The organism is Novosphingobium sp. ES2-1 (genome assembly GCF_015169775.1).
Taxonomy (GTDB): Bacteria; Pseudomonadota; Alphaproteobacteria; order Sphingomonadales; family Sphingomonadaceae; genus Novosphingobium; species Novosphingobium subterraneum.
This window is the reverse complement of sequence record NZ_CP063448.1, coordinates 87,766-113,200: the sequence shown is the minus strand read 5'-3', so window position 1 is coordinate 113,200 and position 25,435 is coordinate 87,766. Positions and strand designations below refer to the sequence as shown.

22 protein-coding genes and 3 pseudogenes are annotated in these 25,435 nt (G+C 65.9%); 20 read left to right on the top strand and 5 right to left on the bottom strand.

The window, feature by feature from the left end; all coding sequences use genetic code 11:
* Nucleotides 1-145: 145 nt before the first annotated feature.
* The 20 genes and pseudogenes from IM701_RS20210 (at nt 146) to IM701_RS20115 (ending at nt 21,176) form a co-directional block, all read left to right on the top strand.
* A complete protein-coding gene (locus IM701_RS20210; protein ID WP_193829034.1) occupies nt 146-460 on the top strand; it encodes a hypothetical protein in 315 nt (104 codons plus the stop codon).
* 62 nt (nt 461-522) lie between these two features.
* Entirely contained in the window at nt 523-807 is a 285-nt protein-coding gene (gene traL / locus IM701_RS20205) for a type IV conjugative transfer system protein TraL (protein WP_193829033.1), read from the top strand.
* Between the two features lies 1 nt (nt 808).
* Entirely contained in the window at nt 809-1,399 is a 591-nt protein-coding gene (locus IM701_RS20200) for a type IV conjugative transfer system protein TraE (protein ID WP_193829032.1), read from the top strand.
* Nucleotides 1,396-2,151: a type-F conjugative transfer system secretin TraK gene (locus IM701_RS20195; RefSeq protein WP_193829031.1), complete on the top strand. Its 756-nt coding sequence runs from the start codon at nt 1,396-1,398 to the stop codon at nt 2,149-2,151. The genes IM701_RS20200 and IM701_RS20195 overlap by 4 nt, the downstream gene beginning before the upstream one ends.
* Nucleotides 2,151-3,524, top strand: coding sequence for a TrbI/VirB10 family protein (locus IM701_RS20190; RefSeq protein ID WP_193829030.1), 1,374 nt, complete (start codon nt 2,151-2,153; stop codon nt 3,522-3,524). Before IM701_RS20195 ends, IM701_RS20190 begins: the two co-directional genes overlap by 1 nt.
* Nucleotides 3,525-3,535: 11 nt before the next feature.
* Nucleotides 3,536-4,427, top strand: a pseudogene (locus IM701_RS20185) (DsbC family protein).
* 1,188 nt (nt 4,428-5,615) lie between these two features.
* Nucleotides 5,616-8,223: pseudogene (traC, locus tag IM701_RS20180) on the top strand (type IV secretion system protein TraC).
* Complete coding sequence (locus IM701_RS20175) at nt 8,220-8,570, top strand: hypothetical protein (protein ID WP_193829029.1); 351 nt, start codon at nt 8,220-8,222, stop codon at nt 8,568-8,570. Before traC ends, IM701_RS20175 begins: the two are co-directional and overlap by 4 nt.
* Nucleotides 8,557-9,126, top strand: coding sequence for a type-F conjugative transfer system protein TrbI (locus tag IM701_RS20170; protein ID WP_193829028.1), 570 nt, complete (start codon nt 8,557-8,559; stop codon nt 9,124-9,126). The genes IM701_RS20175 and IM701_RS20170 overlap by 14 nt, the downstream gene beginning before the upstream one ends.
* Complete coding sequence (locus tag IM701_RS20165; protein ID WP_193829027.1) at nt 9,110-9,652, top strand: S26 family signal peptidase; 543 nt, start codon at nt 9,110-9,112, stop codon at nt 9,650-9,652. Before IM701_RS20170 ends, IM701_RS20165 begins: the two co-directional genes overlap by 17 nt.
* Nucleotides 9,649-10,320 (top strand): type-F conjugative transfer system protein TraW, encoded by a 672-nt coding sequence (traW, locus tag IM701_RS20160; protein WP_230487963.1) that lies wholly within the window; start codon nt 9,649-9,651, stop codon nt 10,318-10,320. The genes IM701_RS20165 and traW overlap by 4 nt, the downstream gene beginning before the upstream one ends.
* Complete coding sequence (locus tag IM701_RS20155; RefSeq protein WP_193829026.1) at nt 10,317-10,583, top strand: hypothetical protein; 267 nt, start codon at nt 10,317-10,319, stop codon at nt 10,581-10,583. The genes traW and IM701_RS20155 overlap by 4 nt, the downstream gene beginning before the upstream one ends.
* Nucleotides 10,580-11,599 carry a conjugal transfer pilus assembly protein TraU gene (gene traU, locus IM701_RS20150; protein ID WP_193829025.1) on the top strand — a complete coding sequence of 340 codons (1,020 nt, stop codon included), beginning with the start codon at nt 10,580-10,582 and terminating at the stop codon, nt 11,597-11,599. The genes IM701_RS20155 and traU overlap by 4 nt, the downstream gene beginning before the upstream one ends.
* 14 nt (nt 11,600-11,613) lie before the next feature.
* A complete protein-coding gene (trbC, locus tag IM701_RS20145; RefSeq protein WP_193829024.1) occupies nt 11,614-12,384 on the top strand; it encodes a type-F conjugative transfer system pilin assembly protein TrbC in 771 nt (256 codons plus the stop codon).
* A 22-nt stretch (nt 12,385-12,406) separates the two neighbouring features.
* On the top strand, nt 12,407-14,533 hold the full coding sequence (locus IM701_RS20140; protein ID WP_193829171.1) for a conjugal transfer protein TraN: 2,127 nt from the start codon (nt 12,407-12,409) through the stop codon (nt 14,531-14,533).
* Nucleotides 14,534-14,558: 25 nt separating this feature from the next.
* Nucleotides 14,559-15,374 carry a conjugal transfer protein TraF gene (traF, locus tag IM701_RS20135; RefSeq protein ID WP_193829170.1) on the top strand — a complete coding sequence of 272 codons (816 nt, stop codon included), beginning with the start codon at nt 14,559-14,561 and terminating at the stop codon, nt 15,372-15,374.
* Entirely contained in the window at nt 15,374-16,825 is a 1,452-nt protein-coding gene (locus IM701_RS20130; RefSeq protein ID WP_193829169.1) for a conjugal transfer protein TraH, read from the top strand. The genes traF and IM701_RS20130 overlap by 1 nt, the downstream gene beginning before the upstream one ends.
* Nucleotides 16,826-16,841: 16 nt before the next feature.
* Complete coding sequence (locus IM701_RS20125) at nt 16,842-19,883, top strand: conjugal transfer protein TraG N-terminal domain-containing protein (protein WP_193829168.1); 3,042 nt, start codon at nt 16,842-16,844, stop codon at nt 19,881-19,883.
* 490 nt (nt 19,884-20,373) lie between these two features.
* Nucleotides 20,374-20,697 (top strand): type II toxin-antitoxin system PrlF family antitoxin, encoded by a 324-nt coding sequence (locus IM701_RS20120; protein ID WP_193829167.1) that lies wholly within the window; start codon nt 20,374-20,376, stop codon nt 20,695-20,697.
* Nucleotides 20,694-21,176, top strand: a complete 483-nt coding sequence (locus IM701_RS20115) for a type II toxin-antitoxin system YhaV family toxin (protein WP_305082414.1) — start codon at nt 20,694-20,696, stop codon at nt 21,174-21,176. Before IM701_RS20120 ends, IM701_RS20115 begins: the two co-directional genes overlap by 4 nt.
* 10 nt (nt 21,177-21,186) lie before the next feature.
* Here IM701_RS20115 and IM701_RS20110 read toward each other — a convergent pair whose 3' ends face one another.
* From IM701_RS20110 to mobF, 5 genes and pseudogenes are all read right to left on the bottom strand, one after another.
* Entirely contained in the window at nt 21,187-21,408 is a 222-nt protein-coding gene (locus IM701_RS20110) for a DUF5818 domain-containing protein (RefSeq protein WP_193829166.1), read from the bottom strand.
* A gap of 152 nt (nt 21,409-21,560) precedes the next feature.
* Complete coding sequence (locus IM701_RS20105; RefSeq protein ID WP_193829165.1) at nt 21,561-21,932, bottom strand: hypothetical protein; 372 nt, start codon at nt 21,930-21,932, stop codon at nt 21,561-21,563.
* Nucleotides 21,933-21,950: 18 nt separating this feature from the next.
* Nucleotides 21,951-22,154 carry a hypothetical protein gene (locus IM701_RS20100; RefSeq protein ID WP_037486428.1) on the bottom strand — a complete coding sequence of 68 codons (204 nt, stop codon included), beginning with the start codon at nt 22,152-22,154 and terminating at the stop codon, nt 21,951-21,953.
* A complete protein-coding gene (locus IM701_RS20095; protein WP_193829164.1) occupies nt 22,144-22,392 on the bottom strand; it encodes a hypothetical protein in 249 nt (82 codons plus the stop codon). The genes IM701_RS20100 and IM701_RS20095 overlap by 11 nt, the downstream gene beginning before the upstream one ends.
* Nucleotides 22,389-25,434: pseudogene (gene mobF, locus IM701_RS20090) on the bottom strand (MobF family relaxase). Before mobF ends, IM701_RS20095 begins: the two are co-directional and overlap by 4 nt.
* Nucleotide 25,435 lies beyond the last annotated feature (1 nt).

The window sequence follows — 25,435 nt, the reverse complement described above, 5'->3', positions numbered from 1 at the left end:
TAGGCCATCCGACTCAATCCACCGGCAATCGGTAAGATTATCCGTTCCGAAGAAACCCTTCCTTAATTGCGACCAGAAGCCCGCACCTGTTCTTTGGACCTGCCCGGCGATGGTGTGGGCGGTTTCGAAGAAGGACATCAGTGCAATGAAGCAGTTCATCAAAGGGAAGGGCGTGGGTCTCGCCCAGGGCGCGGCGGTCGTGGCGCTGGCCGCCACGTTCGGCAGCGAAGTCGCGATGGCCGGTGCCGATACCACGTTCAACACGGCGCTCACCGCCTTCACCGGCTTTCTCGAAGGCTCGGGCGGCAAGATCATCACCGTGCTCAGCCTCGCCGGCGGCATCGTCGGCCTCGCCTCGGGCCGGTTCAGCCTCGCCCAGGTCGCGATCCCCGTCGGCGTTGGCGTTGGCGCCGGCACCGGCGTTCCCATCGTCACCGCCGCGGTCACCGCGACGATCTGACAATTCGTTTGTCCGGTACAGGGTAGCGACCCTGGCTGGGCCCCTGGAGGGTGGTGTCTGCCATGCAACGATACACGGTCCCGGCGCATCTCGATGATCCTGAACTGATCGGCTTTTGGACGCTCGATGAGTTCATTGCGATGATCGTGCCTTTTGCCTGGGGCGTCCTGTCTCAACATATTCTGATTGGGCTCATAACTAGCGTGCTGGCCTGGTGGGGATTGCGCAAGTTGAAGGCGGGACGTGCGGTTTCGTGGATCATCCACACGGCCTACTGGTATCTGCCGGGCTCGTTCATCGGCCTGAAAGCGACGCCGCCCTCCCACCTTCGCGTGATGGCGGGTTGATATGGACCTCTCGATTTCCCATGCCCAGGCGCAGCGGCTCTTGAAGCAGCGCAACCTGCTGGCGATCGGCTGCGCCGCGCTGTTCGGGGTCTCGGTGCTCCTGACGCTCACGGCAGCAAGCCGCGAGCGCGAAGTCGTGCTGCAGCCGGTCCTGGCAAGGCCGCTCACGCTATCCTCGTCGCACATCGACAAGGACTATCTCGAGCTCGTCACCCGCGATGCGGCGCTGCTCACGCTCAACCGTTCGCCGTCCAACCTCCAATACTGGATGGATTCGATCCTTGAGATCACCGATCCCAGAACCCACGGCCGGATGAAGGCCGAGCTCATGAAAGTCTTCAGCGAACAGAACGGCTCGAACGTCTCGCAATACTTCACGATCGAAAAATTGAGCGTCGACCCCGATGGCCTGACCAGCGAGGTCAATGGCGTCCTCCACACGGTCGTCGGCTCGAAGGAAGTCACCGCCGAGGCGCGCACCTTCCGCTTCGTGTGGTCCTATTCGGGCGTGAGCCTGAAGCTCGCCGGGTTCGGCCAGGTCACCAAGGCTGATGAGGCAGGAAACGCGGCATCCGGGAAGGGGAAGGCATGATGGCGCCATTTGCGCAAAGTCTGTCGGTGTGCGCCATCAGCGCAGTCGCGCTAAGCATCGCATCGCCCGCTCTTGCCGACCAGAATGTCATGGCTGCCGACAACGGCACGGTGCAGTGCGTCGCCTCGGCGAAAGACCTCACCCGCATCAGCCTGGCGGGCGACCAGTTCGCCTCGGTCTCGAAGATCACGACCGGCAATCCCGCCGAAGACTTCAAGATCGTCAACGAGCCGGTGCGCGGCGACATCTACATTTCGGTTCCCGACGGCTTCCCGAGGGCAACGCTCTCGTTCTTCGGCACGACCCGCAAAGGCTTCGTCTACAAGTTTGTCTGCCAGGTGCGCGGAACCGAGGCCGAGCAGGTGTTCATCGCCAATGCCGCTCTGACCAGCGAACGCGCGCGCGACTGGGAGGTGCAAAGCTCGCCCGAGGATGCAGCCGTGCGGCTTGCCCAGGCAATGTACCGGGGCGAGGCGATCGACGGCTTCGACCTGCGCTCCAATGTGCTCGAGCCGGTCATGGTCGGCCGCCTCCAGGTCCAGCAGGTTGGCGAATACCGCGGCGCCGAGATGAAAGGCCTGGTCCTGCGCGTGCGCAACACCGGGCGGCAGGCGCAAAGCCTCGACGAGAACATGCTGGCCGCGCGCGGCGCACTCGCCTTCATGGCGCCGGTGAGCGAACTCGCCGCCGGACAGGAAGCTGCCGTCTACCTCATCCAGTCCAGTGCCAACACGCAGACAGGGGGCCGGTGATGGACCTGCGCACGCTCTTCCAGAAAAAGCCCAAGGCGCTCGATGCCGACACGGGCGAAGTCGGCTCGCCGCTCGGCGATGCCATGGCCACCAACGAAGCAGTGAAGCGTAAGCAGATGCTGCTGCTCGGTTCTGCCGGTGCGGCGGCGCTGGTGGCGGGTTCGCTCTACATTTTCGACGAGGAGCCGGGCAAAAGCAGCAAAGCACTCGAGGAACAAGTGCAGGGCGTCTCGGTCGACGAGATGGTCAACAAGAACATGGCCGAGAAGGAGTGGCGCGCCCAGTCCGAAGCGCAGATGATGTCGATGGACACCAACATGCGCGCGCTTGCGGCGCGCGCCGAACGCGCCGACCAGCTCGAGGCTCAGCTCGCCCAGCAGGCAGGCGCCGGGCTTGCACCCGACACCGAGCGCGTACTGTCCGCCTACCAGAGCGAGAACGAGCAACTGCGCGCAGCGCTAGCTGCCGCGCGGCAGTCGCCGGTCGGCCCCGGCGTCGGGGTGGGTACCGGACCCAACGGACTCTACGGGCGGACCAGTCCGCCGAGCTACCAGGTGGCGGGCGCGCCGCGCCTTGCCGGCATGCCAAACACGCCTGCGGTCCAATCCGCAGCCTCCGCCGCCGGACTTCCGATAGGGCGCGGCAGCGAGGTCAGCCTCGTCTCCTTCGGCGAGGGAGCGACCAGCGGGACCGGCACGCCGGTAGCCAAGGGCAATACGGTCTATACCGACAGCGCCAATTACCTGCCGCCCAATTCGATCGCGGTCGCCAAGGTCATCGTCGGCGTCGATGCCAATGCCGGGGTCCAGAGCCAGACCGATCCGCTCCCTGTCGTGCTGCGCATCACGGGCCCCGCCCGCTCGGTCTATGACAAGGGCCGGCTGCTCACGACCAACATCGCCGGTTGTCTCGTCAACGGAGCGGCGCGCGCCGACCTCTCCTCGGAGAAGGTCTATGTGAAGCTCCAGCGCATGACCTGCCCGCAACCGGGCGGGCGCTACGCGGTCTCCGAGGTCAAAGGCTTCATCGCCTTTGGCGGCAAGACCGGGGTGCGGGGGCGCGTGGTCAGCCGCGAAGGCGCGCTCGTCGGCCAGGCCTTCCTGGCGGGCCTCGCCGGCGGGTTCGGGCGCGGTTTTTCGGCGAACACCAGCTCGGTGCTCCAAGGCGCCAATGTCAACGTGAACGGCCAGCGTCAGAAGCTCGGAACCGGCGAAATCCTCGAAGGCGGGCTCGGCGAAGGCGTCGCGACCTCGGCCGACATGGTCTCCAAATACCTGATCGAGCGGGCCGAGCAGTACCAGCCCGTGATCGAGATGCCGACCGGGATCGATGTCGAGATCGTCTTCCTCGAGGGCGTGTTCATCAACGGATGAGGAGTGTGACGATGAAGGTCTGGAAAGGTGCCATGTTGAGGCCATCACGCCTGAAAAGGCTCGCCATGCCGCTGGCAGCGATGGCGCTCGGCAGCGGCGCCTCGCTAGTCTGGGCCAATGCCGAGGAGGGTCGGCTCCGGCCGTCCGAGGCCGATGTGGCGGTCGCGGGCCTGCTCAAGGAACGCCTGCCTCGCACCGCTGTATCCCGTGTCAATTGCCAGGTGGTGGACGGGGTCTGCGAAGTGACCGCGGGTGCGCAGCTGTTCTACGTCGACCGGACCGCGCGCTACCTGATGATCGGGCGGGTCTACGACATGCAGACCCGCCAGGACCTCACCGCCGTGCGCCTGCTCGAGGTCAACCCGGACCTGCTGGTTGGCGGCGCGGCAGGCAGCCGCCGAGAAGCTGAGACCACGCAGGCTTCTGCGCGCGGGATCAATACGGCCCCTGCGCGCGAAGCAAGCGCGCAGGGGTCCCCCCGGACGATGTCGCTCGACCAACTGCCCGAGGCTGGCGGCATCGTCTGGGGCAACCCTTCGGGCAAGACCGTCACGGTCTTCAGCGATTTTCGCTGCGGCTATTGCCGGGCGCTCTCGGCCGAGCTCGAGGCGATGAACGTGCGGGTCATCGAGCGGCCGATCTCGGTGCTCGGCAGCCGTGATCTCGCCAACCAGGTGTTCTGCGCGCGTGATCGCCGCCGCGCAGTCAAGGCGGCCTATGCTGGAGCGGCCATTAACCGACAGCAAGCCCTGCGATACTGGGCCGCTCGATGCCAACGAACGCTTCGCGCGTGAGGCCGGGATCGCGGGCACGCCGGTCATCGTGCGCTCGGACGGCGCAGTGATCGAAGGCTACCGGCCGCGTGCTTTCCTCGAGAACTGGCTCAAGGGCGTACGGTCATGACCGAGCTTACTGGTCCACAATTGGCGGTGTTCAAGCGCGCGGTCCTGCGCCGCTCCGGGGGTCAGGTCCGAGTTCCAAACCATGGACGTCGACCAGTCCGATGCAGTCGCCCTTTTGGCGAGAGCTGGTCGCGGCCTTCGGCGAGCATCAGGGCAGGGCGCTCAGCCCGCGCGAACTGGCGCTCCTGCGCCAGCGCGCATGGCGACGCTCAGCGGGGCATATCGCGCTTTCGCCAGGCAGCCTGACGCTCCCGGCCGGGCTGGCGCTCTGGAATCTCGCGGGGCAAATCGAAACGCTCCTCGCCCGAAAGTCGCAGAAGGAAGGGACGCATTCGAGGCTTACCCGCGCGGCGGGTGTCGCCGCGATCGGGCTGGCGGCGACCCAGCTTGCCGCCTGCACCAGCCTGTGGGGCGGCAACATCAAGGGCAATTTTGCCTGCAGCGCGCCGGGCGGCACCTGCGCACCCTCCACTGTGATCGACGATTCAGGCGCTTGCGGTAATCCAGAATGCGCGTCCGATGGTTTCCGGCGTCCGGGCCCTACTTCCAGCCACCGGCGCGGGCCTCGGGGAAGAGCGCCAGGCTTGTTCCCACCGGCAGCGGCAGGATCGCCGCCGCCAGCACTGGGGTCGCGCACCGCGAGCGCCGCGTGCTCAAGGTGGTCTTTCCCTCCTATGTCGACGGTGCCGGTAATTTCCACGAGCCGCGCGTCGTCCATACCGTTGCCGATGCGGGAGGCTGGATGCAGCTTTCCGGCGCGAACGGGCTGGGCGGAATTGCGCCCGATGCAGTCGCATCCCCGGCAAATCTGCAGCCGAGCGCTGCGCGTGATCCCTTGCCCGACGCGGGCAAGGAACTTGGTCCCGTCGCACTGGGAGCAAGCCAGAACCTGGCACCATCAGGTGCGGTGCCCGACCCCAAGGTTTGTGGCAGAAGCCCGGACCAGGGGGCGCGGCGCGCGCAGCGAGCACGCCGGTCGATGCGATCCGGGCTGAGGTCGAAGCGCGCCTTGGCGCCACCGCCAAGGAGGGCCTGCCAACCACGACTTCGCCTGCACAAAGCACAGCACCCAAGCCGGGGTCCGAGTCGCAGCCCGCACCGCAAGCCACACTGCAGATCCCCGCTGCTTCCGCGCCGCTCGTCACCAACCCGCCCGCAAGCTTCTCTGGCAAGATCGAGGAATAGACCAATGGCGCGGCGCGGCTTCTGGGAGAGCTTTCTCGACCTTCTCTTCGGCGAAAGCGCGCGGCCCGAGGCCGATCGGCCGCTGCTGGGCGCGCCGATGCTGGCGAACTGGCTGCCCTACCGCAGCTACGACGCCAAATCGGGCCTGTTCATCAACACCGAGTCCCTGGGTTTCATTCTCGAACTCGCCCCGATGATGGGAGCGGATGAGCGCAGCGGCGAGATCCTGACCCAGTTTCTCTCTGACGCAGTGCCGGCAGGCTGCGAAATCCAGCTGATCCACTGGCAGAGCCCCTCGGTGGGTGAACGGATCGCCGACTGGGTCATGCCGCGCGTCGTCGCCAAGGGGGTCTATGGCCGGGCCGCCGCGCACCGCGCGCGCTGGCTCAGGCGCGGGGCCTGGATGTCGATCTCGCGCGATGCGCCGTTCTTCGTGCGAAACACCCGCATCATCCTCTCGGTCGGTGCAAGGCTCAGCGGGCCGATTGGTGCCGACACGCTTTCCACGCTGCGCGAAAGCCTCAAGGGCACATTACAGGCGCTCTCGATCCCGGCGCGCGAGATGGGCCCGGTCGAGCTCATCGCCTTCCTCGACGACTTCCTCTGCCCCTCGGTCGACAATGCCGACCGGCCAGAGCACTATTCCGAACTCGATCCGATCAATGTCCAGTGCATTAGGCGCGATCTCGAGACCCAGGTCACGCCTGACCGGATCGTGCTCAAGACCGAACGCTTCCGTCCCACCGGTGAGAAAGTCGATGGCGCGCCGGTGATCGGCGAAGTCGTCCCCGACGCCTTCGACTGGCGCTTCTTCGCGGTCAGGCACCTGCCCAAGCAATGGGCACCTTGGGACGTCCAGAAAATCATCGGTGACATGGTCAACGACAAGCTGCGCTTTGGCTGCAACGTCATGACCATCATGGGCCTCGTCTTCCAGGACGATGAGGCAGTAGCCTCGCGCACCGGCCTCAAGGTCATGCGCACCACCAGCCTTGCCGACAGCCGCTCGGCACGCTTCCTCCCCCAGCTCTCCGAGCAGCGCGACGAGTGGCAATATGTCCAGGGCCAGATCCGCGAGGGCCGCAAGCTTGCCCAGGTCTATTACGGGGTCGGCGCGCTCTCGCCGCTCGGCAAAGGCGACATCAACGAGCGGCTCGTCAAATCGGTCTACAAGGCGGCAGGCTGGGACCTCATCGACGAGCGCTACCTCCAGGTCATGGGGCTGCTCGCTGCCATGCCGCTCTCGTTCCCGAACGGGCTGACCGCGGACCTGAGGCGCATGAAGCGCTTCAAGACCATGCTGACGACGACCGCCGCTTCGATTGCTCCCTTGCAGGGCGAGCATATGGGCGGCCCGATCCCGCACGTGCTCCTCATCGGCCGGCGCGGGCAACCCTTCTTCTGGTCGCCGTTCCAGAACCAGGCAGGCAACCACAACGTCGCGGTCTTCGGCAAGTCGGGCTCGGGGAAATCCGTGTTCCTGCAGGACGTCTGTGCCGCGATGTCCGGGGCCGGTGCCAAGGTCATCGTCATCGACGACGGGCGCTCGTTCGAGCACATGGCGAAAGCCTTCGGCGGGGCTTTCGTTGAGTTCAAGCTCTCCTCGGGCTTCTCGCTCAATCCCTTCGACATGATCGATGCCGCCGCATTGACCAGCGACGAGGATGGCGAAGACTACGAGGTCGAATGCCTCGCAATGCTCAAAGCCATCGTCGGGCAGATGGCGCGCCAGCAGGACCGCCTCTCCGACACCGAGCGCGGGCTCATAGATTCGGCGGTGAGCGCGGTCTGGCGCGAGAAACAGCGCGGCGGCACGATCGACGATGTCGCGGCAGCGCTGCGCTCGGCGCCATCGCCCTTCGCCGGCGATCTCGCCGACGCCATGGCGCCGTTCCTCACCGGCGGCACCTATGGCCGGTTCTTTGCCGGCGCTTGCTCGATCGACCTCTCGGCCGGGCTTACCGTGTTCGAGCTCTCGGATCTTTCCTCGAAGCCCGAACTGCGCTCGGTCGCGCTGACCGCGCTGATGTTCCTGACCCTCCGGGTCATGCGCGATCTCGACGCGCTCGGTGCCCAAGCTCACCATGATCGACGAGGCCTGGCAGCTCTTGGGCGGCGGGCAGATGGGCCAGGCAATCGAGACCTATGCCCGCACCTGCCGCAAGTATGGCGGCTCGCTCATCACCGCGACGCAGTCCCTGAATGACTTCTACAAGTCCGAAGGGTCCCTGGCCGCGCTCGAGAACTCGGACTGGTCGGTCGTGCTCCAGCAGAAGGAGGAGACGATCAACGATCTCGCCAAGCACCAGCGTTTCGAGATGGATCGCTACACCGAGACCCTGCTGCGCTCGCTGAAGCGCAACGGCACTGAATATTCCGATGTCCTGATCAAGGGGCCCGAGACGCTCTGCGTCGGCCGGCTCGTGCTCGATCCCTATTCGGCAACGCTCTATTCCTCGAGCCCGAGAGTCTTCTCCGAGATCGAGGAGAAAGTGCGCGCCGGCTTGGCGCTCCCCGATGCGATTGAGCGCGTCGCTTTTCCCGACTTCGTTCCGCCCGAGCCCGGCGCGCCCGACTTCCACGCCGACGAATTCGGGGAGGCAGCCGAATGAGCGCTGCGGTCCCTTCGGCCGGTCCGGCCCCAACCTTTCAATGGGCAGATGCCTGCTATGCCGCGCTGCGGCTTGCAGGCTGGCTTGCGACCTCAGTGGCGCTCGTCGCCGCGCTCTGGGTGCTGTTCTTCGTGATGCTCGGCGAGTTCACGTTCGCAGGAGCCTTGCTCCACCTCGAAAATTTCGCGGCGCGCTATGTCGCGGCGGACCCAGAGCGCCGCGCGGCATTCGAAGCGCAATTCTGGATCGCCAGCGGAGTGCTTTTCCTCGTGGCCGGCGTGCTGCGCCGCCACGCGCTTCGCGATCTCTTCCCCCACAGCAAGGAGACTGCCGATGGCCAGGTCTAAGGCGCCGAGCGGCGATGGGCCGCTGTTCGAGGAAGCGGGCGAGCGGCCGGGCGGGAACGCGCCAGTCGCCCCGCGCCCGGCGAACGCCCGCAAATTGGGCTGGATGCCGGTCGCGCTTGTCGGCGGGCTCGTTGCCGCAGGGCTTTGGGGCGCCTGGGTGACCAAGAACGTGCTCGCTGCCGGCGACCTGCCGCCGATGGCCAAGGTCCAGCTCGCCGGGCTTGTCGGCGAATATGTCCAGGCGCAGGCGCGTTCGGCAACCCCGCCCGAGCAGGTCACGTCGGAGACCAGGGCCTTCATGGCCGAGATCCAGCGCAACCTTGCAGCACGCGGGCAGGCCGGACAGATCGTGCTGGTCGGCGAGGCTGTGCTCGCGGGTGAAGTTCCCGACATTACCGCCGAGCTGCGCCGCGAGGTCTATGCGCGGGTCAAGATGCCGCAGCCGACCGCGGCCAATGCGGGCGATGTCATGGGGGCGATGCGCGCGGCGATCGCGACGCCCCCGACCGCCGCCAATGTTCCCACCGGAAACCCGCTCCATGCCCCCGGCAACTGAGCCTTCCGCTCCGGCCGCGCCCGCGAAGCTCGGCCAACGCGCGCGCTGGCTCGCGATCGGCGTGCTCGGCGCCGGTTTTGCCGCCAGCTCGGCGCTTTCCCAATGGCGCGACGAGCACGCGGTGCTCATCAACACCACCGAGTCGCTTCCCAACTGGGCCTTCTTCATCGACAAGGGACGGCTGCCCGAGCGCGGCGATTTTGTCGTGTTCAACCCGCCGAAGAGCGCGCTCATCACCGCGCATTTCGGCAAAAGCCCGGCGCCCTTTGCCAAGCGCGCGCTGGGCGTGCCGGGCGATGTGGTGACGCGCGAGGGCAACAGGGTCAAGGTCAACGGCGAGACGGTCGCGACGCTCAAACCCCTGACCAAACGCGGCGAGACGCTGGCGCCCGGTCCGACCGGGCCGATCCCTGCGCGCTGCTACTATCTCGGCACTGCGCATCCCGACGGGTTCGACAGCCGTTATGCCGCAATCGGCTTCGTCTGCGCCGACCGGATCGTCGGCACCGGGGATGCGCTGCTGTGAAGCGGCGGCCCCGCCTTGCCCTCGCGCTCGGCCTTGCCGCGCTTGCCGGATGGCCGGTCGTCTCGGCGGTCCGCGCCGCAGACCACGGACAGATGGGCGAGACTTTCCCGATCATCGAGACCGACCTGCTGGCGACGATCGAGACGCGGCTAAGGACCCTCGAAGCCAATGGCGGGATCGAGCGGCTGCAGAACCAGATGCGTGAGCAGGCGGTTGCCAGCGTGCGCCGCCCCAAACCGGTCGAGGGGCTCACGCCCGCGACTGCGCGGCGCGAATGGCTCTACGACCCTTCTTTGGTGCTCGAGGATGACATTGTCGATGCCAAGGGCAATTTGATTGCGCCGCGCGGCACCCGGGTGAACCCGCTTGATCATGTGGCGCTTGGCCAGGACCTGGTCTTTGTCGACGGCACCGATGCCGCCCAGATCGACTGGGCGGTCAGGACCTACAGCGCCCCGCGCGCCAAGGTCATCTTCGTCGCCGGCTCGCCCTTCGATGCGATGAAGCCCTACCAGCGCCGATTCTGGTTCGACCAGGGCGGGCAGCTGACCGCAAAATTCGGCATCCGCCATACCCCCGCCGTGGTCACAGGCGCCGCAGTTTCGAGCGGCGTCAAGGCGCTCAAGGTCAGCGAAGTGCCGCTTGCTTCCAAAGGCCGCGCGTCATGAGGCATCCGCTGCTCGCATTCCTGCTGACCCCGATGGCCGCGCCCGAGACGCCGCGCCTCAAGAGGCTGCGCCGGGCCTTGGTCCTGCTGTGCATGGGCCTCGCCATTGCAGCTCCCCTCAACACGGCCAGCGTCACCCTGTTCGGACCTGTCGGTGCGCTTCCGGCGCTGCTGCTCCTGGTGACGGCGCCGATCGTCGGAGTCGTCTATTTCCGCGCCAAAGCCCGCGCCGACGAGAGCCATAACCGGGGAGGGGAGCCATGAAACAGCTGCGCCGCCTGGTGCTTGGCACTCTCGCCGGGCTCGCGCTCGCCATGCTCGGCGCCGCACCCGCCCGCGCGTCGGCGACCTGCCACGGCAAGTTCGTCAATCCGATCACCGACGTGTGCTGGTCGTGCCTGTTTCCGCTGTCGATCGGCGGGCTTTCGATCTGGAAGGGCTCGCGCCCCGATCCGAAGAACCCGACATTTCCGCTGTGCGCCTGCGGCTCGCCGATCCCGCGCATTGGCATCTCGGTAGGCTTCTGGGAGCCGGTGCGGCTCGTCGATGTCACCAACAAGGCCTGGTGTTTCCCCAACCTCGGCGGAATCGGGCTCAGCCCTGGCTTCGATATCGGCAACGGCCATGTCCAGGGGCGCAGCCAGATCGGCGGCAAGACCCAGAACTCGTCGCAGTGGCAGGCCCACTACTACATCTACCCGCTGCTCTACTGGATGGAGATCCTCACCGACTTCCTCTGCTTCGAGCAGACCACCTTCGATGTCGCCTATGTGACCGAGCTCGACCCGCTCTGGCAGGATTCGGCGCTGACCTCGATCCTCAATCCCGAGGTCGCGCTCTTCGCCAACCCACTCGCCACCGCAGCATGCGCCGCCGACTGTGTCGCTTCGACCGCGAAACTGCCGATCGACCAGATGTTCTGGTGCGCGGGCTGCAACGGCTCGATGTATCCCCTCAATGGCCATGTCTCGGCACATGTCAGCCCGGTCCAGGCCTCGCGGCTCGTCGCGGAGCGCATGCTCTACAAGGTCCACCGCCAGGCGCTCGCCTGGGGTACGATGGGCTCCAAGGCGCTGTGCCACAAGTACCTGATGCCGGTGATGCGCAAGCAGCAATACCGGCTGCAGATGACCAATCCCGTCTCCACCGTGAAGGGCCGCTACGCCTGCGCGCCGATCGGCGCGACGACGATCATTCCCCACACCGGCAAGTCGTTTCCCGTCAAGGGCGAGGACTTTGGCTACCTCGTCTGGAGGAAACGCAATTGCTGCATGTTGTGAGGAGGTTAGCCGCCATGCGCCGCCATCTAACCCGCGCCCGCGCGGGTGCTGCCGCCGGCCTTGCGGCGCTGGCGGCAGTCTCGGCGGCGCTCGCCCAGAGTGCCGCGCAGACGGTCGAGGACCTCGATCTGGCAGCGATCAAGGCACGGGGGAGCGAGCAGGTCAGGGAGGCGCAGGCCCTGGTCGACGCCGTGGCCCATCGCGGCGAGGCGCACCAGGCCGAGGCCGAAGACCTGCGCGATGCCGGGCTCGCGGCGGCGGCCTCGCTCGATCCCGCGAGCCTGCCGCAAGGACCAAAAGGCCCGGTCGACTTCGACGAAATCCTCGCCGGTGCGGCCGCCAACAGTCAGGCGCCGATGGGCGAGGGGCCGCTGTTCACGGTCTTCGCCAGCCTCTCGATGCCGCAGGCTTCGCTCTCCCGCCTGATCCGCGACACCACCCAGGCCGGAGGCGTGGTCGTCTTTCGCGGCTTCCCGCAAAACAGCACGAAGGCCTTTGCCGAAGGGCTCAAGCGCGTCGTCGCCGACGAGCGGCAGGAAGCCCATATCGCGGTCGACCCGCGGCTGTTTCGCGCCTTTGCCGTCACCGCCGCGCCAACCTTCGTGGTGACGGGACGCGCCTACGAGCTCTGCGACGGGTTCGACTGCACCAGCATGGTCCCCGACCACGACCGCATGACCGGCAATGTCACGGTCGAATATGCGCTCGAGCGCTTTGCGACAAGCCGCGGACCGGGTGCGGGCGTCGCCCGGGTGGCGCTCGCCGAGCTGCGCAAGGGCAGCTGACATGACGGGAGCGGGATCACGGATGGCAAGGGGCAGGGCGGGCCGGTTCGCGCGTCTTGCTCTCCCCTGCCTGCTTCTCGTGCTCGCTGCCCTCCCGGCCCAGGCGCAGGTCTACATCCCGCCGCCCGATGACCTCGTCGAAGAGCTGCCGGTCCTGCCGCCCGACGTCGATCCCGTCCTGCCAGCACCCGCACCCCCGCCACCTTCCGCGCCAAACACCATGAGCGCTGAGGAAGCCAAGGCCGAGGCGAGGAGCACTGGCGCCGCGCTGCGCGGTGCCTATCAGGGGCTGACCCAGGAGGGCGGCGCCGCAGGCCAGGTCCCGGGCTATCAAGAGAGTTATCCCGGCCAAACCCAGTATTACACCAATCCGGACGCGCTGCAGACCGACGGCGCGGTGGCGGGCTGGAACAGCGAGGCTTACCGCACCGCCAATTCGACAACGCGGCCGACGGTCGACGTGACACGCAGCGATCTTGCCCGCGCGGCCGCGATCGAGGCCGATCCCGATGCCTATCTGGAAGGCATGAGCGCCGATGGTTCGACCGGCGACTGCGTGCCGCTCCCGCCCGGCTCGGGCGCGCCCAACACTGCGGAATGGACCTGCCACGTCGGCTCGCAGGTGGTCGAGCAGCCACGGACCTGCACCAGCAGCCTCTCGGTCGCGGAGTGGAATGATACTCTCTACCAGTACATTTGCGTCACCAGTCCCAGCTTTGCCGGCTGCACTTCGCTTGCCGGTAATGCCCAATGCTGCATGACCTCGAGCTTCCCGATTCCGGAATACGGGCTCACCGTCGACTATTACGACTGCGACGCCGCTGTCAGCGATCCCAACGCCTATTTGATCGCCACGCTGCCCAAGCCGCCGCCCGCCGATGCTTTCGCGGTCGTGAGCAACGCCTATCGCTGCAATGCCCAAGGCATCAGCGATGCCCTGACCTTCGATCCCGTCACCGGCATGCCGCTGCAATATGTGACCGGCCTGCAGCAGTGCGGGACGATTGCCTCGGACCCAACCTGCACCCGCAGCAGCGCGGCGGCCGCCGGGCTTGCTGATCGCTCGCTATGCAAGACCTGGGATTTCATCGGCGATCCCTTCGGCGGCGGCGGATACCTGACCTGCATCGAGGCCGCCGCGCCCGAGGAGGTCTACCTCTGCTCGTCGAATGTCGCCGGAATGACCCCGGAAAGCGCGGTTTCGAAATGGTTCACGCAAGCGTGGACCGACAGCGCCTGCAGCATCGATCCGGCCAGTTGCAGCCTGTCCTCGGAAACCTGCACTGCGCCGGGTGAAACCAGGGTCATCGGCGGGGTGGCGGTCACCCGCCCGTGCTGGGAACGCACGCGGACGTACCTGTGCCAAAGCGTGGTCGGCGGCGGCAACGACTGCGGCGCGCTCGAGGCCCAGGCAGGATGCTCGCTTGCGCGCGAGGTCTGCCTAGACGATCCGCCCTCAGCCGATGGCTCCTGCGCGGTCAGCGAGCGGGTCTATTCCTGTCCGATCCCGGGCACCAGCGAGGAGCCCGCGCAGTACATCTGCGGCGGCGACGTCTACTGCGTGAACGGCGACTGCGAGGCGGTGGAACGCGAAGCCTCCGACGAGTTCAAGGATGCCGTGGTCGCGCTCAACGCACTCGGCCAGGCCAATGCCGAGTTCGACGAGGCCGCGCTCACGCTGTTCAGGGGGACGCGCGAAAGCTGCTCGCACAAGGTCTTTGGGCTTTCGAACTGCTGCTCGGGCAAGGGGGTCCCGCTGCTCACCCCCTGGCTCTGCTCCTCGGCCGAGAAGCTCCTCGACGAGAAGGACGATGCGGGCCTGTGCCACAAGGTCGGGACCTACTGTTCGTCGAGCTTCCTTGGCATCTGCGTCACCAAGAAGGACGTCTACTGCTGCTTCCAGTCCAAGATCAGCCGCATCCTTCAGGAGCAGGGCCGCCCGCAGATCGGCAAGCCCTGGGGCAAGCCCAAGACCGAGACCTGCGAGGGGTTTACGATCTTCGAGTTCCAGCAGCTCGACCTGTCGGTGATGGATTTTTCCGAGGTCTACGCCGACTTCATGGAAGCCGCGAAGCTCCCCGACGAGGCCGCCGCCCTTGTCCAGATCCAGCAGAAAATCGCCGATTACTATGCGGCGCACAAGCCATGAGCCCCCAAGAGGTCAGGAAGTGATCATGATCAACCCCAAGGCTTTCCACCTTGCCGCCAGCCTGCTCGCCGCAGCGGCCGCACCCATTCCGTCCGCCCGCGCCGAGAGCCCCGGCGGGATCGAAGTCGAGAGGCAGGAGGATGATTTCTACTGCAAGGAGCGCAGGCTCGGGACCTGGTTCTACTGCGAGCGGCCCAAAGAAGCGCCGCGCGCGGCGGCAAGCCCCGCGGCCTCTGCGCGCAGCGAGCTTGCGGCAATCTCGGCCAATCTCGAGGAGCTGAAGGCGCGCGCCATCCTCGAACCGAGCGCCGAGAACGTCACCGCCTATGTCCGCTTCCAGCGCGAGCAGCTCGACCGCTCCTCGCTGTTCGCCGACGTCTGGCAGCGCGCGCTGTGGCAGGATCCGGGGCTCGACTACACGCTGCAGCGCCCGGTTTCGACGCTCGGCAAGCGTGCCTGGATCGACCAGCGCAAGACCGATCGCGACCTTGCCATGGCGAAGCTTTCCGGGCGCTACGGGGTGTTCTATTTCTACGCCTCGAGCTGCGGCGCCTGCGATATCTTCGCCCCGATCCTCAAAGCCGTGAGCGACAGGTACGGGCTTGCCGTCCTCGCGGTGTCAATGGACGGCGGCCCGACCGCAACATTCCCGAACTATGTCGTCGATGCCGGGCAATACGAACGGCTCGGGCTCGGCACCGATCGCCAGGTGCCCGCGCTGGTCCTGTTCGACTCCGTGACGAAGCAACCGATGCCGATCGGTTACGGGATCCTCAGCCAGGACGAGATTATGGACCGGGTGTTCCAGCTGACCCAGGTGCAGCCCGGGAGCGACTTCTGATGCGCGGCGCACTCACCCATCGCCTCGCCGGCGCCTCGCGCAAGGCTCTGACCTGCGTGCTCGCAGCCTCGGTCTTGCTGGCTGCCCCCACGCCAGCGCTCGCGGGCGTCGAAGGCGAGATGCAGAACTTCATGTCCGACATGGGCGCGCAGGCCAATGTCACCGGCCCTTCGGCCTATCAGGGCCAGTCGGCAGGCTACTACTCGGGCGGCGCCATGTGGTCGCGCTTCCCGCAGAAGAACATCCAGCCCTTCAACATCCAGCTGCCGCACGCACGCGCCGGCTGCGGCGGCATCGACCTGTTTGCCGGCTCGTTCTCGTTCATCAACACCGCCGAGCTGGTCGCGATGCTCAAAGCCACCGCCAACAATGCGCTCGGCTTCGCCTTCAAGCTCGCGATCGACACGATCTCGCCCGAGATCGGCAAGGTCATGGATGAGCTTGCCCAGAAGGTGCAGCAGATGAACCAGATGAACATTTCGAGCTGCGAGACCGCGCAGGCGCTGGTCGGCGGGCTCTGGCCGACCTCGGACACCGCCTCGTCGGTCATCTGCGAGGCGATCGCCAACAGCCAAGGTGCGGTCGCCGACTGGGCGCGGGCGCGCCAGCAATGCAACAATGGCGGGCAGCGCGAGGCCCTGAAGGGCGCGAATTCCGATCCCGACATGAAGGAACAGGCCGGGATGCCCAACAACTACACCTGGGAAGCGCTCGGCAAGAAGTACGGCGGTTTCGACACCCAGTTCCGCGAGTTCCTGATGACGCTGGTCGGGACCGTGATCTACGATCCCAATGGCAGCGGCGGCAAACCGCGCGTCCAGTTCATCGGCCCGGCGGACTCGGCGCTGATCAGCGCCATGCTCGACGGCACCTCGGCCGCGCCGCACAAGGTCTGGTCCTGCGGCGCCGACACGGCCAAATGCATGGCGCCAGTCGAAACCTCGCTGGTGATCGGCCCCAATGTGGCGCTCAAGGCCAAGGTCCGCGCGCTGATCGAGTCGATGGCGCTGAAGGTCCGCGATCCCGGTGCATCGCTCACACCGGCCGAAGTCCAGCTGCTCGGCATGGCGAGCGTTCCCGTCTACAAGATCATCACCGTGAGCGCGGCGGCCGAGTTCGGCATTTCCGCCCAGGAGATCAACGACCTTTCCGAGATCGTCGCGGTCGATCTCGTCACCACCATGACCATGCGGTTCATCGACATGGCGGTGAACGCGCGCTCGGACTTCAACGGGGCGGACGCGGATTCCTTGCGCGAATGGCGCGAGGGACTTTACGAGACCCGGCGAAACTTCCTGGGGCTCGCGGCGCGCACCTCGGCACGCTTCGACCAGACCTTCGCGCTGATCCAGCGCACGCAGATGCTCGAAAAGACGCTGCGCACCCAGCTTTCCCCGCAAATGTCGGCGGCGCTGCGCTTCTCGCGCACGCTCAATCAACAGGTCCAGTAGGGGCGGGAACCGCACGATGCTCGAGGTCTTCACAGTCGGGGGCGGCGAGTACCTCGTCAATACCTTCAACGCGATCGCCGCCTGGACCGGTTCGGGCGGGTTCAAGTCGCTGATCCGCGTCGTGATGGTGATGGGGCTGATTTACGCGCTCCTCGTCACCGCCATGGACCTCGACTGGCGCGCCTGGTTTCGCTGGTTCATCCAGTCGACGCTGATCTACCTCGTGCTCATGGTGCCGACGGTCACCGTCAGGGTCACCGACCGCGTCAATCCCGGCCTTGCCCCAGCCACGGTCGCCAACGTGCCGATCGGGCTCGGCGTCATGGCTTCGTTCACCAGCCAGGTGAGCGACTATTTCACCCGCACCGCCGAGACGGTCTTCGTCATGCCCGCCGCGCTCAATTATTCGAACGGCGGCTTCGTCTACGGCGCGCGGATGTGGGACAAGGTGCGCGGCTTCGAGATCCGCAATCCCGTCTTCAAGGCCAACCTCGACGGTTACCTCAAGCAGTGCGCCTATTACGACATCCTCTTGGGCACCAAGAGTCTGAAGCTGCTCAGCGAATCCACTGACCTCTGGGCCGCCCTGGGGGCGGGTGCCGCAACCAACCGCGGCATGAAGTATCTCACCGATACCGGCGCGGGTTCGGTCGACATCGAGGGCAAGACCTGTGCCGAGGCCTGGGCGCTGATCGACGGACATTGGGAAGCCGAGATCAATGCCTATGCACTGCCGTTTGCGCACACCATGTACCCCAAGCTCAGTCAGGCCGCCGCCGGGGCCAAGCTTGCCGCCGACGTGCCGGTGATTTCGCAGCTGCTCACCGGCACCGCCATGGGCCGGAACCAGTTCCTCAAGCAGAAGAGCGTGGTCGATGCCTTCGAGGCCGCCCAGCTCGACTTCGGCAATGCCGACAGCGATTCCTTCGCGCTCCAGCGCGCCGATGCCCAGACCCGCAACGCCATGACCACCACGGCCGAACAGGGGCTGATCTGGATTCCGGTGCTGAACGTCGTGCTGACGGTCGTGTTCTACGCGCTCTTCCCGATCATCTTCCCACTGCTGCTGTTCCCGAAAAGCGGCATCGCGACGCTCAAGGGCTACTTCGCGGGGTTCTTCTACCTCGCCGCTTGGGGACCAATCTACGTCCTCATCCACATGTTCATCATGGACCGGCTGACCGCTCAGACCAATGCGGCAGCGCCGGGCGGGATTGCGCTCGCCAACTGGGCGGGGATCGACGCGGTCAACCAGGACATCGCGACGATGGCCGGGTTCCTGATGATGTCGGTGCCGGTGCTCGCGCTGATGGTTATGCGCGGGACCATGTCGGTGGCCTCGAACATGAGCTCGATGCTGAGTGCGCCGCAAGGGGCGGCCGATGCTGCCGCGCTCGAGAGGACCACCGGCAACTACACTTTCGGCGATGTCAGCCATGGCAACTTCAACGCCAACAACCGCCAGATGGCGCAGTGGAACCAGGCCCCCAATCTGGCTGTGGGCGCAAGCCACATGGGCCACAGAAGCGACGATGGCGCGATGGTCCATGCCTATGGCAGCGGCGCGCGGGTAATCGACACCAGCGGAGCAATCTCGCAGTTGCCGTTCAAGGCTTCGATGACGCGCGGCTATGCCAGCGATTTGCGCAATCAGGGCCAGTGGTATCTCAATGAGGCCGACCGCATCGAGAACGGCACCTCGGCGAGCTGGAGTAGTACGCGTGGGACCTTCGGCAGCGCGGTCAGCGCCAGCAGCCAGGTGACCGGAAGCCGCAGCGAACGCGGATCACGCGCGTCCGACACCCACAATGTCGGCGGCAATGTCATGGTCGAAGGCTCGGCGGGCAAGTCGACGCGCGAGGTGACCAACGACGACCTGATCCTGCGGCAGGGCAATAGCCGTTCGAGCGGGAATTTCGATCAAAGGGCGTTTGGCGGCTCACTCACAGGTTCGGCTAACGGAACCGTCGGGACTCCAGGCAAGGATTTGGCAGGCAGCGGCGTTTCCGCAGGGCTTGGCGCCTCGATCTACGGTAGAAGGGAATGGGGGGACGACGCCAGAACGAGTTCGGAACGATCAGCAACGAACCAGGTCACCCGCGGCACCGACAAGTCCGAGGATGTCAGCAGCCGTGTCGTCGTCATCGGCAACAGCGGCGACGTCCAGTCTTCGGGCACGTTCAGCCAGAGCTCCGACTACACCGATGCCAGCCAGAGCCGGACCAGCAGCGAGGGCACCGACTGGCGGGTCTCCGAAGCAGAGGAGCGCCGCGCCGCCGCCGCGCGCTACCGCGAGATCGGCAGCCGGATGATGAGCGAAGCGAGTTATGCCGAGAGCCACGGGTTCCAGGTCTCGAGCGACATGTCGAACCTGATCCAGGATCGTTACGAGGCGTTGCAGCGCGAGCACCCCGAGTGGCACCTGCCCGACATTGCCAACCCGCGGCTCGATTACCGCGACATGGCACGGCGCGATCAGGCGATCAGCTACATCATGGATGATCTGCTGAGCGACCTCAGGAACCGCCGGATCGACGAACTGGAAGACGTGGCGGCGATCACCGGGCAGGGCAAGCTTGGCAGCCATGCCGACCTCGGTATGCCGCAAGGTGCATCGCTCCCGTCCGCCGATGGCTCGCCGTCGCTAGTCGCTTCGCCGCTCGAAGGTGGCACGTTGCTCGCGGCACCCAACGGCCCGGTCGACGGCGCAAGATTGGCGCGCGAGCTGGGTATGGGCGTCAAATCCGGGGCGCGGCTCGGCCGGATGGATGGCGATCTGGTTCCGGCTATGGGCGTGGTCGCCGAAGAGGCGAGGGCACTCGGGCTGCCGCGCCCGGTGGTAACCTCGGGGAATGACAGCACCCAGCATGCTTCCGGGTCGGCGCACTACGATAACCGAGCGCTCGACTTCCGCGGCAACAACATCTCGGACCAACAGGGAGAACAATGGGCGGAACGCGTGCGTGAGCGCCTGGGCCCGAGTTATGCGGTCGACTTCGAGAGGTTCCCCGAAAACCCGGCGCGGGATCACCTGCACGTGGCCAGGCGGCGCGGATAGGGTCAGCCCAAGATACCGGACTGCACCGCGAACACGATCAGGAAGATTGCCATACCTCCGAGTACCGTAGGCAAAACGTATGGGTTGCCGATCTGGTCTGAGGCACCTGCCTGCGGAATCCTCGGCAACGGTAGACCCGTGACAGGGTCAGTGTTCGCTTGGCGGCAGGCTAGCGGCAAGCCATCGAGTCCGTAACGATTGTGGTCCATGGCGGGGCTCCTTGCGCTGGCATGATCATATCCGGTTCTCGCCGGATTTTCAATGATCTGCCAGGAAAAGGGAAAGCCCCCCGCACCCATGCCGAACCTCCGCACTCCGCGGCGCGAAGCGCCGATCGCCTCACCCCCCATCGGCGGGAAGCGGACATTAGAGCTGCCATTCTCCGCATGATGTGCGGCGAATAAAATGCAGAGAGTCCGGTCGAACCAAGGTAGGAGCCTTGACAATGTAAGAATTATTCCTTACCTCAACCCCCGGTATGGAGAGCATCATGGCGATCTCACTCGAAGAAATCAGCACCATCACCGCCAAGGGTCAAACGACGATCCCCAAGGCTGTGCGTCAGGCGCTTGGCGTCGACTACGGCGGCCGCATTGCCTTTCGCGTGAGCGATGGGGGGGTTACCGTCTGCCGGGCCGACGAAGACGAAGATCCGGCAATCGACAGCTTCCTGAGCTTCCTGGCAGCCGATCTGAAGCGTCATCCCGAGACCGTGAAGGCGCTTGGCCCCGAATTGGCAGCGCGCATCTCAGCGCTCACGGCCGATGTTCCGGTCGATCTCGATGACGCGATCGATGGCGACGTCGCCCTTTGAAGAAGAAGCCCATTCCTGCAGGCCTGACGGTCAACGGATGGACGCTTTACGCTCATCCGCTTTTTCTCGAACAGCTTGAGAAGTTGACGCTCGCGGTTGAACGCGCCCGCGAGAAGGATCCGGGTGGATATGCGTCGACTGCCAATGCCAAACTTCTGGCAGCGCTCCGCAAACTGATGTTCGAGGTGATCCCCATCGATCCCGCTCGCCCAGAGTTCCGCCAGGGCGGGACGCTGGGTCCGGCGCGCAAGCACTGGTTTCGGGCAAAGTTCGGCAATGGCCGCTTCCGCCTGTTCTTCCGCTATTCGACAGCCGCTAAGATCATCATCTTCGCTTGGGTCAACGACAGCGACACGCTGCGCACCTATGGCGCGAAGACCGATGCCTATGCCGTGTTCAAGTCCATGCTCGAGAAGGGCAACCCGCCCGAGGATTGGGAGGCTCTGCTGTGGGCAAGCCGGACACTTACGGAAAGCTGATCTGAGTGCCTCAGGCGACGTCCTGTATCTCGACGTATTCGACCTCGATCCGGTCGACCTCGACGATGCGTCCGCGGACGCGGACTCGCCCGCTCAGCCCATTGACAGTGGTTTCATCGACAAATCCGAGCCGCCAGCACACTCCGTCATCGTCGCGCAGGATCGGCCCGCGCGCACCCGGTTCGATAGTGCCGACGTGGAACCTGGAGGCGTGGGAGCGGGATGACATCATGGGCCTTGGCGCGGGCAGTCTTGCTGGAGGATACCGCCCGGAACACGGTCGGCGCCTGCGCTGATAGCCGATCGAGCAAATATTGCCCAGTGCCGGCTTGCGTGAATGATGGGCGCGGCCCGGTGGGAGGCGACCCGGACCGCGCCTTCTGGTCAGACCAGGATCGCTTCCTCGACGCAAGTGATGCAGTCGTGGTTGCGCTCCTGGCTGGCAGAACTGGGGCGAGGCGCTGCGGCCTTTTCAGGACAATCCTCGCAAGGTGGCAGCGCATCGGACGGGGCAGGGCGCTTCATCGCCTTGATCCGCGCCTTCACCGCTTCCACGGTCTCGCGCATGGTCGCGCCAGTCTTTGTCCTCATTTCGGCCGACAGGGCATCAGCGACGCGCTGCAGTTCTCGCCTGCGCGCATCCCAGTGAGAACTGGCGGGCTCGATCGCGGCCGTGTCATTGCTTGCCATTTTCGACGAAGCGAGGGCAGGTTGGGCGCCGAGGGCAAGCAGCGCGAACGGCAGGTAAAGTCTCATGGATGATCTCCTCGTTGGTTAGAAAAAGCCGGTCCGGCGGCCGTAGGAGAGGTCGCTGGTTGCAGAATCGCCAAGCGCCGACCGGCGCACGCTCAGGGTCACGCCGCGCCCGCGCACCGCGCGCAGATGCAGGTCGCGAACATCGATGCCGTTGCGCTCGGCCCAGTCCTGAGCGTCGCGTTCATTGGCAAAGTCGCCGATTTCCTGATGGTCATAGGACATGGTTCTCGTCTTCCCTGGTTGTGGGTGATGCATCTCGCAGGCTTGGGGCTTGGGTCGCAGGGCAAAGCGCAACGAAGGCCGCGGCGAGCGCCACGGCTGCCATGGCAGCAAGCGCCAGTCTCTCAACTTGCTCGTCGGCGACAACACTGGCGAGCACAGCCAGCCAGACCAGCGCCGCCTGGCAGCCATCGAACAGGCGTGTGCGCCGCTCGCGCGAAAGCAAGGGCAGGGGCCTCACAGGTCGAGCCCCAGCGATTTTTCCGGGACAGGGAGTTGTCGCACCGCCGGCGCGGCGACCGGGCCAAGGACCGCATCGAGCTTCGCCTTCAGTTCCGGGCTCATCCTGAGTTCGGGGAGCTGGCGAGGCTCGATCGGGTTCGCGGGCCTCGCGTCAACCTCCAGCCTGCCGACCGTCTCGAGCGCCGAGGTCTTGTTGCCCGGCGTCCGGTCGAGCTGAAACTTGAGCGCTTCGAGGTCGTTGGTCACGACCCGCAATGTCGTCGGTCGCCCGGGTATTGAGCACGTTCTGGGTGCGCTGGGTGGCGAGGTTGCGCTGCCGTGAAGAGATCACCTCGATCGCCTGGGCTTGGGTCATGCCCTGCGCCATGTGCGCGTTGAGCGCATAGCCCAGGGCAAGCCGCCGCAGCATCGGATCGCTGGAGGGCAGGGTGATCTGCCGCTTGTCGGCAAGCTCAAGCGTCACGGCTTGCGCAGTCGCCGAGACGACCGTCGCATAGGTCGACTTGGCGATGTCACGGGCGGCATCCTTTTCGCGCCAGAACACCGTCTCGCCGCCATGGAGGGTAATGTCCTTGCGGTCGTAGAGCCCGATCCGGTCGAAACGGTGCTGCGGATCGATCCTGTCGGGGTCGATGACCTTGCGCTTGCCCTCGCGCTCCAGCGTCACCTTGCCGTCGCGGCCGATCGCCACCACGTCGTATTCGCCGTGCCGCAGCCCCAGTTCGCGCACGTCCATCCGCGCCTCAAGCACCTGGCCGGGCCGGTAGGTCGAGGCAAAACGCATCTCCTCGCGGGTGGCATTGGCGCTTTGCAGGGTCGAGAAGGAGACGCCGGGGCCGGTGAGGGTTCCCTCCTTGAGCAGGCCCTGCTGGACGAGGCTGTTGATCCGGGTGCGGTCGTCGCGGCCCGCCGTGAATATAGCTGTGCGCGCGCGCTCCTCCGGGGCAAGCGACAACCAGAGGTCGGCGGCTGCGGCAATATGGTCGGCCTTGTCCTCGATCACCCGGCCGTGTGCCGCCAGGAGATCGAGCGCCAGACCGGCATGGCCTTCGTTCGACAGTCCGGCCACCGCGAGCAGAAGCGGCGAGCCCTTCTGGCGGATGTTCTCGTCCATCCTGACTGTCGCCTGCTCCGCGGCCTGCGACACCGCGAACATCTTGCCCTGCTCGATCGCCGAGAGCTGCTGGCGGTCGCCCATGAACGGTGCCTTGGCGAGGTCGAGGCGCTCGGCGATCATGGTCAGGCTCGCCATGTCGCGCGAGGAGACCATCGAACTTTCGTCGGTGATGATGACCGTGTTCTGGAGCGCGGTGCGCGCGGTCTCGAACCGTTCGCCCTGGCCTTGCGCGGCGGGCCCGGCATAGCGGCTGACGAAGCTGGCGATGGTCCAAGCTTCGATCCCGGCCTGGCGCATCTGCTCGGCAGTCATCGCGCCCGTGCCTCCGCCGCGCAGGTCAGCAACCATCTTGTTCTGGAAGGCGAGGCCAACGAGCTTGACCCCTTCGGCGGCCAGCACCTTGTCGAGCGCACCCAGCAGCGTCGACTTGCCCGCGCCCGCCACGCCCTGGATGTTGAGGAAGCGGTCCTTGCCGGACAGCACGGCCACGCCTGCGGCGAGCTGTCCGGCATTGAGCTGCCAGCCATCGCTGCCGGCGCGCTCGATCCCGAGTTCGCGTGCCGCCGCCTGGAGCCGCGCCATGGCATGGTCAGGCGCCATGAACACCCGGGCCTTGCTGACTCCGGCATCGATCCGGTCCAATATCTGCTGCTCTCGGGCAAGTGCGGCGGGCGTGGTCACGAGATCGTAATGCCCGTCGAGCCGGTCTGACTTGCCGGGGATGAGGTGGCCGTTGCGAACGAGCTCGCCGATCCGCTCGATGACAGCACCCCCTTCGAGCCCCTTGATCTGGAAGCCCAGCGCAGCGCTCAGGATCGCCTGGGGGCTGAAAGCTGCCTCACGCTCCGAAAGATGCCGGATCGCCGAGGCAGTGGCATGCTGCGCCTTTATCGTGGCGGCGCTGAGCAGAAAGGCCGCCGGGCCGCTCGCGGCAAGTTCGCTGGGTGGCCGCAACGCAGCACCGATCCTGGTTGCCACTTCGGCGAAGGCCTGGCTCGCTGTTTCGCGCAAGGATGGGCGAGCGAGTTCCTGGGCCCGTTCGCGCGCTTCGGCGACAAGCGCCTTGCCGGTGAACCCTAGCGCCTGGGCCCTGTCCTGCCAGTCGCGGGTCAGCGCTTCGCGGTCGGCCACCGCGAGCTTTGCATCGCGCGTATTGACCGTGATCCGGTCGAGCCCTTTGGGTGCCGATATGCCCGTCTCCTCTGCCTTGGCGAGAATGTCCTCGCGGCGCTGGCTGAAAGCCTTGATGACCTCGCTGGGCACGCCCTTGATCTCGAAACCGCCATGCTTGCCCGTAGCTTCGGTCTCATAGCCGAGCTTCTGGAGCTGGGCGCGGAAGGCGGCGTGGTAGAACTGGCCGATGGTGGTGTTGTTCTTCCAGATCTCGCCGTTCCACAGCGCCTTCCAGTTTCCCTTGAGGTCGCGGGTGAGATTGGCGACGACGGCGTGAATATGCCCCTGGGGATCGAGCGCGCGGCTCGTGTCGTGGGCGAACAGGGCATAGACGAGGTTGCCGGTCTTCTCGGGCTCGCCGCTGCGATTGCGTTCGTAGTTGCGGGCTTCGGCAAACTGCTTTTCGACAAGCTGCGACATGGTCGACCGGACCGCCGCCATATGGGCGTCGAGGATGCGCGTGTCCCCGCTGACAAGCGCCAGAATCGAGGCTGACTTCGGCATCGAGAAAGTGAGGTCGACACCCAGCCTGCGCCCCTCGACCTGGCCGACCATCTCACCGCCGGGCAGCCGGCCATTGAGGATCGCTTCAAACGTGTCCTTGTCGACCTGGCCCGATAGTCCGAGCAGACGCGCTCCTTCGCCGGCCCAGACCCCCGCTTCCGCGTTTTCCTGCACCGTGTAGTAGTTGTCCTGGGCGAAGTAGGCGGCAGCGCCGCCCGAAGAGCGGACCGGGGCGATCGAATGCATG